The organism is Streptomyces sp. E11-3, from assembly GCF_046540415.1.
In the GTDB taxonomy this organism is placed as follows: Bacteria; Actinomycetota; Actinomycetes; order Streptomycetales; family Streptomycetaceae; genus Streptomyces.
Genome location: NZ_JAZGRL010000001.1, coordinates 1,384,774 through 1,400,225, shown reverse-complemented (window position 1 = coordinate 1,400,225; position 15,452 = coordinate 1,384,774). Strand labels below are relative to the sequence as shown.

Annotated in this window: 11 protein-coding genes; 3 read left to right on the top strand and 8 right to left on the bottom strand. The window is 71.6% G+C overall.

What is annotated here, in order from left to right:
- Positions 1-10: 10 nt before the first annotated feature.
- From U9R90_RS06435 to U9R90_RS06420, 4 genes are all read right to left on the bottom strand, one after another.
- A complete protein-coding gene (locus U9R90_RS06435) occupies positions 11-961 on the bottom strand; it encodes an ATP-binding cassette domain-containing protein (RefSeq protein WP_411055411.1) in 951 nt (316 codons plus the stop codon).
- Positions 958-2,004 (bottom strand): FecCD family ABC transporter permease, encoded by a 1,047-nt coding sequence (locus U9R90_RS06430; RefSeq protein WP_411055410.1) that lies wholly within the window; start codon positions 2,002-2,004, stop codon positions 958-960. Before U9R90_RS06430 ends, U9R90_RS06435 begins: the two co-directional genes overlap by 4 nt.
- Positions 2,001-2,963 (bottom strand): FecCD family ABC transporter permease, encoded by a 963-nt coding sequence (locus U9R90_RS06425; RefSeq protein ID WP_411057656.1) that lies wholly within the window; start codon positions 2,961-2,963, stop codon positions 2,001-2,003. The genes U9R90_RS06430 and U9R90_RS06425 overlap by 4 nt, the downstream gene beginning before the upstream one ends.
- Before the next feature lie 192 nt (positions 2,964-3,155).
- The gene (locus U9R90_RS06420) at positions 3,156-3,878 is read right to left on the bottom strand and encodes a hypothetical protein (protein ID WP_411055409.1); all 723 of its coding nucleotides are present in this window, start codon (positions 3,876-3,878) and stop codon (positions 3,156-3,158) included.
- A 162-nt stretch (positions 3,879-4,040) separates the two neighbouring features.
- On the opposite strand from U9R90_RS06420, the gene U9R90_RS06415 reads away from it, so the two are divergent.
- Positions 4,041-4,703: a restriction endonuclease gene (locus tag U9R90_RS06415; protein WP_411055408.1), complete on the top strand. Its 663-nt coding sequence runs from the start codon at positions 4,041-4,043 to the stop codon at positions 4,701-4,703.
- On the opposite strand, the gene U9R90_RS06410 is transcribed toward U9R90_RS06415, so the two are convergent.
- Together U9R90_RS06410 and U9R90_RS06405 are read right to left on the bottom strand one after the other, a co-directional pair.
- On the bottom strand, positions 4,697-5,194 hold the full coding sequence (locus U9R90_RS06410) for a hypothetical protein (protein ID WP_411057655.1): 498 nt from the start codon (positions 5,192-5,194) through the stop codon (positions 4,697-4,699). The genes U9R90_RS06415 and U9R90_RS06410 overlap by 7 nt on opposite strands.
- A 209-nt stretch (positions 5,195-5,403) precedes the next feature.
- Entirely contained in the window at positions 5,404-7,683 is a 2,280-nt protein-coding gene (locus U9R90_RS06405; RefSeq protein WP_411055407.1) for an NHL repeat-containing protein, read from the bottom strand.
- Positions 7,684-8,032: 349 nt separating this feature from the next.
- On the opposite strand from U9R90_RS06405, the gene U9R90_RS06400 reads away from it, so the two are divergent.
- Complete coding sequence (locus tag U9R90_RS06400; protein WP_411055406.1) at positions 8,033-9,106, top strand: glycosyltransferase family 2 protein; 1,074 nt, start codon at positions 8,033-8,035, stop codon at positions 9,104-9,106.
- Positions 9,107-9,433: 327 nt separating this feature from the next.
- Complete coding sequence (locus tag U9R90_RS06395; RefSeq protein ID WP_411055405.1) at positions 9,434-11,521, top strand: hypothetical protein; 2,088 nt, start codon at positions 9,434-9,436, stop codon at positions 11,519-11,521.
- Here U9R90_RS06395 and U9R90_RS06390 read toward each other — a convergent pair.
- Complete coding sequence (locus U9R90_RS06390) at positions 11,470-13,182, bottom strand: CDP-glycerol glycerophosphotransferase family protein (RefSeq protein ID WP_411055404.1); 1,713 nt, start codon at positions 13,180-13,182, stop codon at positions 11,470-11,472. The genes U9R90_RS06395 and U9R90_RS06390 overlap by 52 nt on opposite strands.
- Positions 13,183-13,674: 492 nt before the next feature.
- A complete protein-coding gene (aceB, locus tag U9R90_RS06385; protein ID WP_411055403.1) occupies positions 13,675-15,297 on the bottom strand; it encodes a malate synthase A in 1,623 nt (540 codons plus the stop codon).
- Positions 15,298-15,452: the final 155 nt, after the last annotated feature.

The following is a 15,452-nucleotide window of genomic DNA, read 5'->3' as shown; positions in this document are numbered from 1 at the left end:
GGGGGGCAGGTCAGGCGGGGGCGGCACGGGTGTGCCTGGCGGCCTTGCCTCGGGGGATGACCAGTGGTGTGCCGGTCTCCGGGTCGGGGATCACCCGGCAGTCCACGTCGAACACGGACCTGACCAGTTCGGCGTCGAGTACCGCGTCCGGCGCACCGGCCGCGGCCAACTGCCCGTCCTTGAGAACCACCAGATGGTCCGCGTAGCGGGCGGCCTGCCCGAGGTCGTGCAGCACCATCACCACGGTGCGGCCGGCCTCGGAGTGCAGTTCGGCGACCAGGTCGAGTACGTCGAGCTGGTGCCGTAGGTCCAGGAAGGTGGTCGGCTCGTCGAGCAGCAGCAGATCGGTGTCCTGGGCCAGGGCCAGGGCGATCCAGGCCCGCTGCCGCTGGCCGCCGGAGAGCCGGTCCACGGGCTGGTGGCGGAGCGATGCCGTACCGGTCCGCTCCAACGCCGAGTCCACGGCGGCCTGGTCGGCGGACGACCACGGGCTGAGGAACCGCTGGTGCGGGTAGCGGCCGAGCCGTACGAGGGACTCCACCGTGATCGCCTCGGGCGTGACCGGCTGCTGCGGCAGCAGGCCCATCCGCAGGGCCAGTGCGCGGGCGGACATCCGGTGAATGTCGGCGCCGTCCAGCGCGACGGTACCGCCCGCAGGGGCGAGCAGCCGGGTCAGGCCGCGCAACAGGGTCGACTTGCCACAGGCGTTGGGGCCGACGATGGCGGTCACGGCACCGCCAGGGAGTACGAGGTCGAGGCCGTCGACGACGGTACGGTCGCCGTAGCGCAGGTCGAGACCGTGGGTGGACAGCTCGTTGGGCTGAGCCTGCCCCAGTTGCGCCTGCTCCGGCTGCGCCTGCGCGGGCTGTGCCTGCTCGGGCTGCGTCCGGTCTGACTGCGCCTGCTCGGGCTGCGTCCGGTCTGACTGCGCCTGCCCCGGTTGCATCTGGTCTGACTTCATGCGGTACTCCTGTTCACGGGCTTGCCCTGACGCATCATCAGAACCAAGAGCCAGGGCGCCCCGACGGTCGCCGTGACCGCCCCGACCGGCAGCCCCTCCACCGGCAACAGGTGCTGCACCACCAGGTCCGATGCGAGCAACAGCACCGCGCCGGCCAGGCCGGTGAGCGCCAGCGTTCCGGGCGTCGGCGGGCCCGCGACGAAGCGGACGATGTGCGGTACGGCGAGGGCCACGAAGCCGACCGGGCCAGAGAGCGCGGCGGCCAGCGAGGCCAACGTGATGGCCGTGACGAGGAGTTGGAGGCGGGCGGTGGAGGTGTTCAGGCCGAGCCCGCCCGCCGACTCGTCGCCGAGGTCCAGTACGGCCAACTTGCGGTGCAGGCCGAACGCGAAGGCGAGGGCCAGCAGCATCGCGCCCGCGGCACCCCACACCTCCGGCCAGGTCCGCCCGTACAGCGAGCCGGTGGTCCACTGCAGCGCCGAGCCCGCGAGTTCGGCTGGGAAGCTGACGACCATGAAGTTCACCGCGGCCGCGAGGCCCGCCTGCACGGCGAGGCCGACCAGTACCAGCCGGGTGACGCCCAGGCCCGAGCGCCAGGCGAGCACCCCGAGCAGCAGCGCGGCGAGCAGTCCGCCGCCCAGCGCGCCCAGCGGGATGAGCGTCTGCGAGGCGCCGACGGCCAGCAGCGCGACCGCGCCGAAGGAGGCGCCGCCGGTGATGCCCATGACGTCGGGTGAGGCGAGCGGGTTACGGAACAGCCGTTGCAGTAGCGAGCCCGCGACGCCGAGTCCGGCTCCCGCGATCACGGCCGCGGCCAGCCGGGGTGCCAGGAACTCCTGGACCACGAACACCTCACCCGCGTCGCCCTGCCCGACCAGCGCACGGAGCGCGGTGGACACGGACAGCGGGATCTCGCTGCGGGTGAGTGAGATGAGCGCGAGCACGAGGAGGAGGGCGACGGCGCAGCCGCTCAGCAGGGCGGTGCGGTGCCCCCGGCGCTGGACCTGGGTGCCCCGTGGAGTCCGTACGGCGGCGCTGGTCATCGGGCCACCCTCCGGGCGAGCAGAGCCAGCAGCGGCGCGCCGAGGAACGCGCTGACGATGCCGACCTGCAGTTCGGACGGGCGGATGACGAGGCGGCCGAGCACGTCGGCGGCGAGCAGCAGCAGCGGGCCCGCGATCAGGCAGCCGGGCACGAGGAGGCGATGGTCGGAGCCGAGCAGCGGGCGTACCAGGTGCGGCGCGGCGAGCCCGACGAAGGCGACGGGCCCGGCCACGGCGACCGCCGAACCGGCCAGCAGGATCACGGCGATGCCGCCCGCGACCCGGATGCGCGCCACCGGCACACCGAGTGACTGGGCCGACTCGTCGCCGAGCGCCAGGGCGTTGAGCGCGGGCGAGAGAGCCAGCGCGAGCACCAGGCCGATCACGAGAGTCGGCAGCACCGGCCACAGCACATCGAGCGTGCGGTCGGCGAGCGATCCCGCCAGCCAGAACCGGGCCTCGTCCAGAGTGCGCTGACTGGCCAGCATCACCGCCGACGTCCAGGACAGCAGGACGAGTTGGAGTACGGTGCCGCCGAGCGCGAGCCGCACCGGGTCGAGGTCGCCGCCGCGCCGGGCGAGCGCCTGGGCGAACAGGGCCGCGGCGGCCGCCCCGGCGAAGGCGAACCACACGTACTGCGCGGGCTGGGTGAGATGGAACGTGAAGATCGCGACGACCACGGCGAAGCCCGCGCCCGCGTTGATGCCGAGGGTGGTCGGCGAGGCGAGCGGGTTGCGCGTGATGCCCTGGGCGACGGCCCCGGCCACCCCGAGCGCGGCGCCGACCGCGAGTCCGACGGCGGTACGCGGCAGTCGCAGGCCCGTGACCACCAGCGCGTCGCGCCCGTCCGCGTCGCCGAAGAGCGCGTCGACGACGGTGGCCAGCGGCACCGACCGGGCCCCGAGCGCCAGGCTCAGCGCGGCGCACAGCAGCAACGCGCCGACACCGGCGATGAGCAGTGGGACGCGCCGCGCGGCTGGGGTGGGGGGAGCGCCCGGTAGGGCGGCCGTATCGTTGTCGGGCACGAGAGCGGATCTTAGGTTAGGCAAACCTAATTCTGTCAACCTGGGGTGATCTCGCGGTGGCGCGGTGCGCGCCTGCGAAGTGGCGCGGCACGAGGGCGCCGACGCGCTTCGCCCCAGCCGCCGAAGCTACGGAACGCCGCGGCCGCCCGCTCCCCGCACCTCGGCTCGCCTGCGCCGCCACGCCAGCGCGAACCCGGCCCCGGCGACGGCCAGGTAGACGGCCGACGCCGTCGCCAGAGCCTCGCCCCAGTCCCCGTTGAGGTGCCATGTTCTGCCGCTGTGAGCCATGCAGGTCGCCTGGGGCGGGAACAGGCGGTACTCCAGCGTCTCCGGCGGGAAGGTCCCCCACTCCGCTCCGGCCGAACAGGCCGATGACGGGCCCGCGAGGAGTCGCCAGCCGAACAGCCCGTACACCATGAGGAACGCGGAGCCGGTGACGAACAGGGCCGTTCCCGTACGACGCGTCCGCTCGGCCCGTGAGATGAGGAGGGGCGCCCGCGGTCCAGCGGGCAGCTCGACGCATTCGGCCAGCAGCGCCAGCAGTACGCACATGGCCAGGCCCGCCAGACTCAGCCAGGTCACCGCACCGAGCAGCCCCGTGCCACCGGCGCTGACAACCCCGTGCTCGAACTCGCAGATCACCGCGGGGGGAAACGACTGCTGCCGGGTGTCCTGGAGCCGCCCGGGGCCCTCCACCATGCCTTGGGCGCACCGCTCGTCGAACTCCAGCGAATCGAAGACGCACAACGCCAGAGAGCCGAGCAGGACGAAGAACAGCACGGCGGCCGTGGCCCACAACTTGCCGGTGCGGATGGCGCCATACGTGCGGTACGTATGCGAGTTCGACATCCGGGGAGGTTATCGGGGTTCGGCCGCGGCCGGGGCCGACGCCTGCCCCGGTGCGCTGCCTCCGAATGGCCGTTGGCTGTAAACGCCCCCTTGGCGGGGGTGATGTCTGCTTTCACACTTCACCTCAGATCCATCCGGCACCGGGGGGGGGAGCGTGACGCGATGGCCAGGCGGAAGGGGCGCCACGGCAAGGCGCGACGCCAGCGGGAACGTCGGAGGCGCGTCCTCCTGGGCGCGGGCGGCGTCGCCGTGGGCCTGTTCGTACTGGCGCGGGAGCCGTGGCTGTTGCTCGGCATCTCCGGGACGGGAGTGGCCGCCACAGTGGCGTGGTTCCTGTGGCGGACGCACCGGCATGCGCGCACCCGTGATCGCGCCTGGCGCGAGGGCGAACGGCGTGCGGAGCTGGAACGGTCCATGACGGCCATCGACGCCATGAGCTGGCAGGACTTCGAGCGGTACGTGGCCGAGCTGTGCCGCCGCGACGGGTGCACCGGGGTGCGCGTGGTGGGCGGGTCAGGTGACCTGGCCGCCGACATCCTCGGCGCCATGCCCGACGGGCGCCGCCTGGTCGTGCAGGTCAAGCACTACGCGCCGCACCGGACCGTGCCCAGCGGCGACATGCAGAAGTTCGTCGGCATGGCCGTCAACGAACATTGCGCGGATGTCGCGCTGTTCGTCGCCACCTGCGAATACACCCGGCACGCCCGCGAACTCGCACTCAAGCACCACATCGTGGCGCTCAACCGCGACCTGTTCGGCTCCTGGAACAGCGGGGCACGCCTGGAGTCACTCCTCCCGCTGAGCGGAACCGGAAGCGGTCACTGACAAGCCCACGCCCTGAGCAGCGCCTCGCGATCAGCGCGGTGAGGGGTTCCGCCAGAGTGCGTACGGGCCCACTCGACCAGCGTGGAAGGGCGCGCCGAGCCGTCGGCGAACCGGTCGAGCAGGACCTGCGAGAGGTCGAACTCGTCCTGCCCGTAGCCTCCCGCCGCAGCGGTGGAGGTGGTCAACTCCCGCTGGCCGTCCGCCGTATCGACGCGTACCGTCATGGCCGGGGCGTCGTCGACGGGGCCGCCGGACACTGCGGTTAGCAGGAGTGTCCCCGCCATCGAGAGACTCCGGCGGACCGCCGACCTCACCGGGGCGCCGAGCACGGCGACCTCGCGGACCTCCGCCCAGGCCCAGCTGCCAGCCTGCTCGTTCCCGACCCCCTCCAGGCCCGCATCGCTCACCAGGACGGTGCGACCGAGGATGTCGGGCGGGGCACCCAGATACACGGTGTCCTCATCGACATCTATCCAGAACAGGCCGACCATCGCCACTGCTGACTCCCGCTTTCCCGAACTCGTGAACGAACACCGGCCCCATTGTTCCCTCGTGGCGGCAGGCGCTCGGCAGGCGCGCCGAGTTACGCGGCGACGGCCGCCCCGTTCGGTGAACGGGGCGGCCGAGGCCGGGGGTTGGCGCCGCCCCGTTCGGTGAACGGGGCGGCCGAGGCCGGGGGTTGGCCTACCAGACGACAGGGCTACTCGATGACGGCCGTGGAGTGCCCGGTCGCGAAGACCGGGCTGCCAATCCGGATGCCGCCGCGTACCGTGCCGCGGGACGCGTCCGCGTCGACCTCGAGCGCCGGGTAGATCGTCGCCCACCGGCCGGGCGCCAGGTCGAACGGGACCGCCGGGCAGGTCAACACGCAGTTGTCGTCGGAGCGTTCACCCGAGCAGATGACCTCCTGGGTGCCGTGCTGCCGGGACATCGCGACCCTGTCCTCCATGAAGCGCATTCCGGGCGGGGCGGTGAAGACCACCTCATGCGTACCCAGCGTGCTCTGGCCGGAGTTGGTGACGACCATGTTCAGCGCGTCGTAGTCCCACTGCTCGCCCGGCCGCACCCGCGCGGCCGCCGGGTCCTTCTGCGTGACCAGCGCGCGCTGGTCGGCCGTGCTGGCCACCCGGGCCCGCAGCTGTACGGGGGCGTGCTGGCCGATGCTGGCCGCGCCGTCGTACCGGATGCCCGGTGTGGCGTCGGGCGAGGCCTGGATGCCGAGCGAGTAGACGAGGTCGCCGGTGTCCGTGTCGGCCGTGTTCAGATGCGGGTTGGCCCACACGATCAACGTACGGCCGCCGTCCTGGACGTCGCAGACCAGATCGCCGGAGACCAGGCCGGCCGGGGTGTTGTGGTACGCGTACCGTGCCTGGCCGCTGAACAGGAACCCGCTCGGCGCGGTGTACACCTGACGCAGCCGCCCCGGGTCCACCGGCTGGTGCACCGGGCCGACGAACCGCAGGTCCACCGTGCTCTCCTGGCCGGGTGCCACCTCGGGCACCGAGTCCTGGTAGATCGTCAGCGCCGTCTCGTCGGCCACCGGCTCCGGGACGATGATGTTCACCCGCAGGATCTCGGTGTTGTTCTTGAGGTTGAGGTCCCCGCCGTACTGGATCTCCAGGCTCGACTCGTACACCCCGGCCGACGCCCCCTGCGGAGCCATCACCCGGAACACGCCGTCCAACGCGCCGCCGTACGGCATCAGTTGGCTGCCCGCGAAGGTACGCGACAAGCGCTTCGTCGTCCCGCCCGGGACGCTGACCAGGCCCTCCGCGAGGTGCATGACCACCGTCACGTACTGGCCGTCGACCGTCGCCGGGCCGCGGCTCTTGACCCGCGCGCCGAGGTCGAACTCCTGGCCGCGCTGCGCCGACGCCGGGGCCACCACCTCGCCGTACAGGTCGGCCAGCGGCGGAGTGGGCGGCTCCACCCGGGCGACGCCGGCGACCTGCCGGATGCGGTGGTTGCCGTAGCAGCCGATGAAGAGGTTCCCGCGCGGGTCGAGCGCCACATCGGCCGGGTAGTACAGCTTGCTGCTCTGTGCCGGGCCGCCGTCCGACTCGAAGCCCGCGGGGCCGTAGCCGGCGATCGTGATGATGCGGCCGTCGGTGGTGACCTTGCGGACGCGGTGGTTGCCCCAGTCCGCGATGTAGACGATGCCCGCGCTGTCGACCGTCACGCCGGTCGGTGTGTGGATCTTGCTGCTGGTGGCCTGGCCGTCGTTGTCCCACCCGGCCGGGCCGTAGCCCGCGATGGTCGTGATGTAGCCGTCCGAAGTGATCTTGCGGATACGGTGGTTGTGGGTGTCGGCGACGTAGACGACGCCCTCCGCGTCCACCGCCAGGCCCTCGGGGTAGTTGAGGCGGGTACTGGTGGCCTGGCCGTCGCCGATCCATCCGGCGGTCCCGCCTCCCGCGATGGTGGTGATCCGGTCATCGCGGGTGATCTTGCGGATGCGGTGGTTGTTACGGTCGGCGACGTAGACGTTTCCGGCGCTGTCGAGGGCCACGCTGTACGGGTAGTTGAGGCGGGCGCTGCGAGCCTGGCCGTCGCCCGTCCATCCGGCGTTGCCGTCCCCGGCGATGGTGGTGATCCGCCCGTCCGACGTCACCTTGCGGATGCGGTGGTTGCTGCGGTCGGCGATGAAGACCGTGCCCTCCGCGTCGACCGCCACACCCCACGGGTGGTACAGCCGGCTGCTGGTGGCCTGGCCGTCGCCCGTCCATCCGGCGTTGCCGTCTCCGGCGATGGTGGTGATCCGCCCGTCCGGAGTCACCTTGCGGACACGGTGGTTGTGGGTGTCGGCGATGTAGAGGTTGCCCTCCGCGTCACTCGCGACGCCCCGGATGTGGTTGATCCGGGTGCTGATGGCGACACCGTCGCCCTGCCACCCGGCGTTGCCGTTTCCGGCGACCGTCGTGATCGTGCCGTCCGGGTGCGCTGCTGACGCCTGCGTGGAAACACTCGAGCTGGTGGTCATCGCTGCTGCCTCTCCCCTTCGGTTCTGCGGCGGATTCCGCCCGACGGAACTAATCCGTATCGATTTCAACAGCATTTCGGGCAATCGAGTCGCAATGGAGTCGCAATGGAGTCGTCGATACGGAGTCGATACGGGCTCGATACGGCGAAGCGCGTCGGACACTACTCGGATTCGCCCTTCATCCCTACAGCGCGATTCGGCCAGCCCCGGTCGATCATGCCGTGGCCGAAACATGCCACCGTGTTTTCGCAAAGCGACGGCCACGACGCGGCAGGGGTATTGACGTACACCCACACCTGTAGATTTCCTTTGCCGGGGACCTCGCACCGCCAGCGTCAGGAGCTTCTGAATGTCAGATGCCGACGGAAGGCCGCGGCCACGCGTCGTCGGGCTCATCCCGGCCCACAATGAAGCCGGACGCATCGCCGCCGCCATCGCGGCGCTGCGCCGCCAGACCCGTACCCCCGACCTGATCGTCGTCATGGCCGACAGCTGCACCGACGCGACAGCAGAGGTCGCCCGCGGCGCCGGAGCCGCGGTCCTGACCTCCGAGCACAACCGGCACAAGAAGGCCGGGGCGCTCAACCAGGCGCTCGACCGCGTCCTGCCCGGACTGCGGGACGGCGACCTGGTCCTCGTCCAGGACGCCGACACCACCCTGTGGCCCGCCTTCCTGGCCAGCGCGCAGGCCGCCATGCACCCCACGGTCGGAGCCGTCGGCGGCATCTTCTACGGAGAGCGCGGCGGCGGACTCCTCGGCGCCCTGCAACGCCTCGAATTCCACCGGTACGCCCGTGAGATATCGCGCCGCAAATACCGTGCCGACGTTCTCACCGGAACCGCGACTCTTTTCCGTGCGGCCACCCTGAGGGAAGTCAAGGACGCCCGCCTGTCGGGTCGTATTGGGGGCGGCGACTCCTACTATTCACTTGCCTCGCTCACCGAGGACGACGAAATGACCAAGGCGGTCCGCACCCTCGGATATCGCACCGTCTCACCGCCGGGCTGCGGTGTGGTCACCGAGGTCATGTCGACCGTTCCCCGACTGTGGCACCAAAGACTCCGCTGGCAGCGCGGCGCCCTGGAGAATCTCCGGGACTACGGCTGGACACGGGTCACCGCGCCCTACATCGTCCGCCAGACATTCATGGGGCTTTCCGTCGTCGCCCTCAGCCTCTATCTGGTGTTCACGGTGTGGATGCTGACCAAGGGGCGGCCGAGGTTCTCACCGTTCTGGCTCGCCGTCGGGCTGGTGTTCGTGGTCGAGAAGGTCGTCACCGCCCGTGGCGCGGGCTGGCGCGGCCAACTCCTCGCGGGCACACTCGGCGTCGAACTCCTCTACGACATGTTCCAACATGCGGTGTATGTACGGTCGTTGTGGGACATGGCGTGCCGCCGTGAAGAGCGCTGGCACAGCACCTGAAGGCGTTCGGTAGCGAGGGGGAGACATGTACGGAGGACTGCCGTTCGCCGGGGCCCTGGGAGTCGGCGGCGCCTCGGCGCTGGCCGCAAGGCGGGACGGGTTCCAACGACTGGCCACAGTCGTCGCCGCCAGCACCCTGGTCATGGCCGGGATCTCCCTCGGCAAACTCCTGCCCCGCCGCCCAGCCGAACCGCCCGTCGCCTACCTGCCCGATGAACTCCCGCACCTGCCCGACGAACTCCCGCAGCACCGCGGGCCGACACCCCTTCGTCCGGGAAAGTCGGTAGCGTACGGGGAGGTCGTGCAGGGGAATCCGATGGGGGCGGCATGGGCGCCGAAGGCGTGCGGAACGAGTTCGGCGGAACCGCAGGCGGGCCCGTCGTCCAGGCCGGGACGATCGGCCAGATACATGTCGCGCCTCCGCCACCCCCACCCCCGGTGACCCCTCGTCAAGTACCGCGCGGACCTGCCACGTTCGTCGACCGCACCACCACCTTCGACTCCATCGACGGCCGCACCGGACTCACCGTGCTCAGCGGACTGCCCGGCATCGGCAAGAGCGCCGTCGCCCGCAGCTGGGCCGAGCGCCAGCGGGAGAGCTTCCCCGGCGGGGACTTCTACGTCGACTTCGCCGAGCTGCGCCGCCGGCAGGGCGCCGACGTCTCGGCGGGACTGAGCGGATGTCTGCGGGCGCTCGGCGTCGCCGACCCCTATCTGCCGCCGACGCTCGGCGAGTTGAGTGCCCTCTTCCGCAGCAGGACAGCGGCGGAACCGGTGCTGGTGGTCCTGGCCAACGTGACCGAACCCGCACAGGTCAGAGCGCTGATCCCCGGCGGGTCCGGCAGTGTCGTCCTGGCGACCAGCCAGGACCGCCTGGCCGAACTCGTCCTGGACGGCGCCCAACTGCTCACCCTGGGACCACTCTCCGCCGACCACGGGCTCCAGCTGATCGGCGAGCTGTGCGGAGCGCACCGGGTCGCCGAAGAGCCCGAGGCCGCCGCCCGGATCGTCGGGTACTGCTCGGGGCTCCCCGTCGCCCTGCACGTCGCCGCCGCCCGGCTGCTCAGCAGCAGACGGCTCACCCTCGCCCTACTGGCCACCGAACTCGCCGACGAACAGCGCCGTTTGGATGCCCTGCGCACCGGAGGGAAAAAGCTCGTGACCGCCGTCTTCAACGTCGCCTACGACGGGCTCGGCCCCGACGCGGCACGGATGTACCGACTGCTCGGCGTGTATCCGGGGCGGAGGTGGGACACGGCGACCGCCGCGGCGCTCGCGCGGCTCACCGAGTGGGAGGCGGCGGAACTCCTCGACGTACTGGAGGAGGCCAGCCTGATCGAGAGCGCGGAGGACGGACGCTACGCCTTCCACGATCTCGTACGGCTGCACGCCCGGCAGCGGGCCGAGGACGAGGACGCCGCGCAGGAACGGGACGCGGCCGTGCGGCGGAGTGCCGACCACCTGCTGAATTACGCCGCGTACGCCGATCTCGCCGTGATGGGCGGCCGGTTGCGGGCCGGAACGTATACGGACCGGGTGACGGAGCGGATGGCTGACGACGGCCCCTTCACGGGCAGGTCCGAGGCGCTGGAGTGGCTGGACAGCCGACGAGCCGAACTGCTCGCCGCCGTACGCGCCGCGGCCGCCATCGGACTGCGGCAGCAGACGACCGACCTCGCCGAGGCCCTCACCGCGCTGTACCTCAACCGGCGTTACCTGGCCGACTGGGTGGAGTCCGGCGAACTCGGCGTCCGCGCTGCCGTCGCCGACGGAGACCCGGCCGTCGAAGCACGCCTGCGCTGCCTGCTGTCCCGCCCCCTCCTCGACCGAGGCGAGGACGACCGGGCGCGCGATGAACTGGAGACGGCCGTCGAACGGGCCGACGAGAGCGGGCACTTGCTGCTGCGCGCCTCCGCCCGCGAATTCGCCGGGCGCTACTGGGACCGGCACGACGGCGAGCGCGCCATCGCCGTCTACGCGGAGGCACTCGACCTCTACCGCCGGCACGGCGATCCGCGCGGCATCGCGATCGGGCTGTACTTCATGGGGTGCGCACAGGACGCGGCCGGTCGGCACAGCGCGGCGCTGGCCACCCTGAGGGACGCGTACGCGCGCTTCATGGCCATCGGTGACGGCGGCGACCGACGGATGGGCGCGCGGGCGAAGGCCGCGATCGGTGCCTGCTTGAGGAACCTGGGGCAGGGCGAGGAAGCCGTCACGGAGCTGACATCGGCGGTGGAGATGCTGCGCGAGGTCAGGGCCGTGCACTACGAGGCACCGGCCCGCGAACAGCTCGCCGAACTCGCGGGGGAGCGCGGTGACCTCGACTCGCGGCGGGAGCATCTGCTGCGCGCGCTGGAGATCTACGAGGAAGGCGGCAGCCCGCGCGCCGACGAGGTGCGGCGCAGGCTCTGATCGGGGGTGGAGTGAGTCGGCAGCGGGCGCACTACGACGTCCTCCTCGCGCCCCGCGAAGACCAGCGTGAGGCAGGTCCACGGGCTCGGTGTCACATCGATGCCCGCGCGCAGGCACGCGTAGACGACGGCGGCGAGCACCTCCGGGTCGGTCACCGGGCCGGTCGCCGATACCTCGACCGTACGGCCGTCAACCAGCCCCACCCGGCAGCCGCCGCCCGCGACGGTCGTGGCGGCGAGCAGCGCTCCGGAGTAGCGGGCGAGCGTGTCCCCGATCCAGCGAGCGGCCTCGACTGCCGTACGGGCCTGGGCACTTCGTACGAGCACGGACGCGCTCTCGGCGGTCTCCTGGGCGTGTGCGTCGTCAGGGCTGGAGAGGTGACGGAAGGCGCTGAGTGCGTCCACCGGCTCGTCGATCAGGTGCCCGACGGCTGCCGGATATCGCTCGACGGATACGCGTTCCGCGCCCGGCTCGCCGTCTGTACGGGTGAGGATGACGGAGGCGCGGTTCTCGGCGTCGACGGCGTCGACGGCGTCGACGGCGGCCGGGCGTGGGTCGGCCGGGGCCAGGCGGCGGACGGACGGGCTGGTGGGCGCGGGCAGTTCCAGCAGGTCGTACACCGTCTCGCGCAGGCGTCCAAGTGCCTGTCCGGGTACGGCGAGCGCGCGCTCGCCCAACTTGCGGAACCGGTCCGCGTCGTGGCGGTCGAGCGCCCGCTCCAGCTGCGGGCGCAGCGGTGCGTACGGGTCGAGGTGCGGGGCCAGCCGTCCCAACTCCCGCATGGGGGTGCCGGGTACGACCTCGTGCTCGCCGAACGCGCCGAGCAGCAGGGGTGTGCCGAGGGCCGCCCCGTAGAAGGAGACCGAACCGTGGTCGCCGATGAGCAGGTCGCAGGCGAGCAGGGTCGCCTGCCAGCCCGCGTCCGGAGGTATCCGCAGCAGGCCGCTGGAGAGCGCCGAACCGAGCACGTTCTCCAGCTGGAGGAGGCCGTGCGCGGCGATGACATTGGGGTGGGTGACCAGGGCGACGGCGTATTCGTCCCGGGGCAGCTCGGCGAGCAGCCGGGCGGGCAGCGACGCGTCCCCGCCGATCACCGACTGCTCGCGCCAGGTGGAGCTGAGCATCACCAGGCGGCGCCCGTCCGGGACGCCGAGTGCCGCGCGATACCGCGCGCGCAGCTTCCGGCCTTCCAACAGCGCGTCGTAACAGGGGTCGCCGACCAGGACGGTCCGCCCGGCTGCGGCGGGGTGGGCGGCGCGCAGCTGGTCGGCCTGGTCCGGATGGGAGATCGCGAGCCACGCGCGCCCGCTGTGCAGCAGCGCGTCGGGGACGACTCCGGCCAGCCGGTCGAACGGACCGCGTGAGTCGGGTACGACCTTGTGGAAGCCGACGCCGTGCGGGAGTACGAGGACGGGGGCGTCGCCGCCGCGGTCTGTGAGGTCGGCGTTTTCGGTGGCCGTGACGATCAGGTCGGGCTTGGCGTGCGGGAGTTGGTCCCAGGGCATGACGCGGGCACCGAGGGCGCGGAGCAGGTCGTACACGCCGTCGTTGAACGCGGAGGTGGGGTCGTACGCGAAGACGACGTCCACGCGGGGGTCGTCGCGCAGGACGGGACGCAGTACGTCCACGACGCGGACGGTGGAGGTGACGGTGCGGGCCACGGCAACGACCAACCGCTCGCCGCGCAACGTACGCCACCGCGCGGCATCGTCCCCGACGGGGACCCGCAGCGGGGGCAGCAGCCCGCGCTCCCGGTTCGCGGTCCGCGCCCCGCTCCCGGTCCCCGCCTGGCTTTCCGGTTCGCGGTTCGCGGTTCGCGGTTCGCGGTTCGCGGTTCGCGGTTCCCGGCTCCCGGCTCCCGGCTCCCGGCTCCCGGCTCCCGGCTCCCGGCTCCCGGCTCCCGGCTCCCGGCTCCCGGCTCCCGGCTCCCGGCTCCCGGCTCCCGGCTCCCGGCCAGGCTGCGTCTAGCGCTGATCACCGCTTCCGTCAACCCCCTGTGCGTCAGAGCGCCCCGCCCCATGGAGCACCCCACCGTACGACACCGCCGACGCGGTACGGAGGCGACGTCTGGGGACGACTGTGCCCCGCCGGTCGGCCGGCGGGGCACAGTCAGGAGCGCAGGCGCAGGCGCAGGCGCGAGCGCGAGACTCAGGTCAGCCGGCCAGCTGCTCGTACGCCGGCAGCGTCAGGAAGTCCGCGTAGTCCGCGTCGAGCGAGACCTGGAGCAGCAGGTCGTGGGCCTGCTGCCAGTTGCCCGCCGCGAAGGCCTCCTCGCCGATCTCCTCGCGGATCTTGCCGAGTTCCTCGGCCGCGACCTTGCGGACCAGCTCGGCCGTGGCCAGCTCGCCGTTCTCGAAGACTACCCCCGCGTTGATCCACTGCCAGATCTGCGAGCGCGAGATCTCGGCCGTGGCCGCGTCCTCCATGAGGTTGAAGATGGCGACGGCGCCGAGGCCGCGCAGCCACGCCTCGATGTAACGCGTGCCGACCTGGACCGCGTTGCGCAGCCCCTCGTACGTGGGCTTGGCGTCCAGCGAGTCGATGGCGATCAGGTCACCGGCCGACACCGAGACGTCCTCGCGCAGCCGGTCCTTCTGGTTCGGCTTGGCGCCGAGCACCGCGTCGAAGGAGGCCATGGCGATCGGCACCAGGTCCGGGTGGGCGACCCAGGAGCCGTCGAAGCCGTCCCCGGCCTCGCGGTCCTTGTCGGCGCGCACCTTCTCGAAGGCGACCTTGTTGACCTCGGCGTCCCGCCGCGAGGGGATGAACGCGGCCATGCCGCCGATCGCGTGCGCACCGCGCTTGTGGCAGGTGCGGACCAGCAGTTCGGTGTACGCGCGCATGAACGGGGCCGTCATCGTCACCGCGTTGCGGTCCGGCAGCACGAACTTGGCGCCGCCGTCACGGAAGTTCTTCACGATCGAGAACAGGTAGTCCCAGCGGCCCGCGTTCAGCCCGGCCGCGTGGTCGCGCAGCTCGTAGAGGATCTCCTCCATCTCGTACGCGGCGGTGATGGTCTCGATCAGGACGGTGGCGCGGACGGTGCCCTGCGGGATGCCGACGTACTCCTGGGCGAAGACGAAGATGTCGTTCCAGAGGCGGGCCTCAAGGTGCGACTCGGTCTTCGGGAGGTAGAAGTACGGGCCCTTGCCGAGCTCGATCAGCCGCTTGGCGTTGTGGAAGAAGTACAGGCCGAAGTCGACCAGCGCACCGGGCACGGCACGGTCGCCGATCCGCAGGTGGCGCTCCTCCAGGTGCCAGCCGCGCGGCCGCATCACGACCGTGGCGAGTTCGTCGGCGGACTTCAGGGCGTACGACTTGCCGGTACGGTCGTCCGTGAAGTCGATCTTTCGCTCGTAGGCGTCGATCAGGTTGAGCTGGCCGAGGACGACGTTCTCCCAGGTGGGAGCCGATGCGTCCTCGAAGTCGGCGAGCCAGACCCTGGCGCCCGAGTTCAGGGCGTTGATGGTCATCTTGCGGTCGGTCGGACCGGTGATCTCCACCCGGCGGTCGTTCAGGGCCGCGGGGGCGGGCGCGACCCGCCACGAGTCGTCCTCGCGGATCTGAGCGGTGTCCGGGAGGAAGTCCAGGGTCGAGGTGCGGGCGATCTCGGCGCGGCGCTCCGAACGGCGGGCGAGGAGCTCGTCACGCCGGGGCGTGAACAGACGGTGCAGCTCGGCCACGAAGGCGAGGGCCGCGTCCGTGAGGACCTCTTCCTGCCGGGGCAGGGGCTCGGCGTCGACGATGGCCAGCGGGGACGGCGCTGGTGCGGACATGAGCTGTCACTTCCTTCAGCGGGCGGTGCCTGGCGCGGCCGCCGGGTGGCACTCGCTACGGCACGGGGTGCCGTGGGCGATTCAACGTTCCGAGATGCGGTCGCAGGCGCCAATTACGGTCTGGGCGCTTCTGACCAGTGGATAGTAGATTTCTT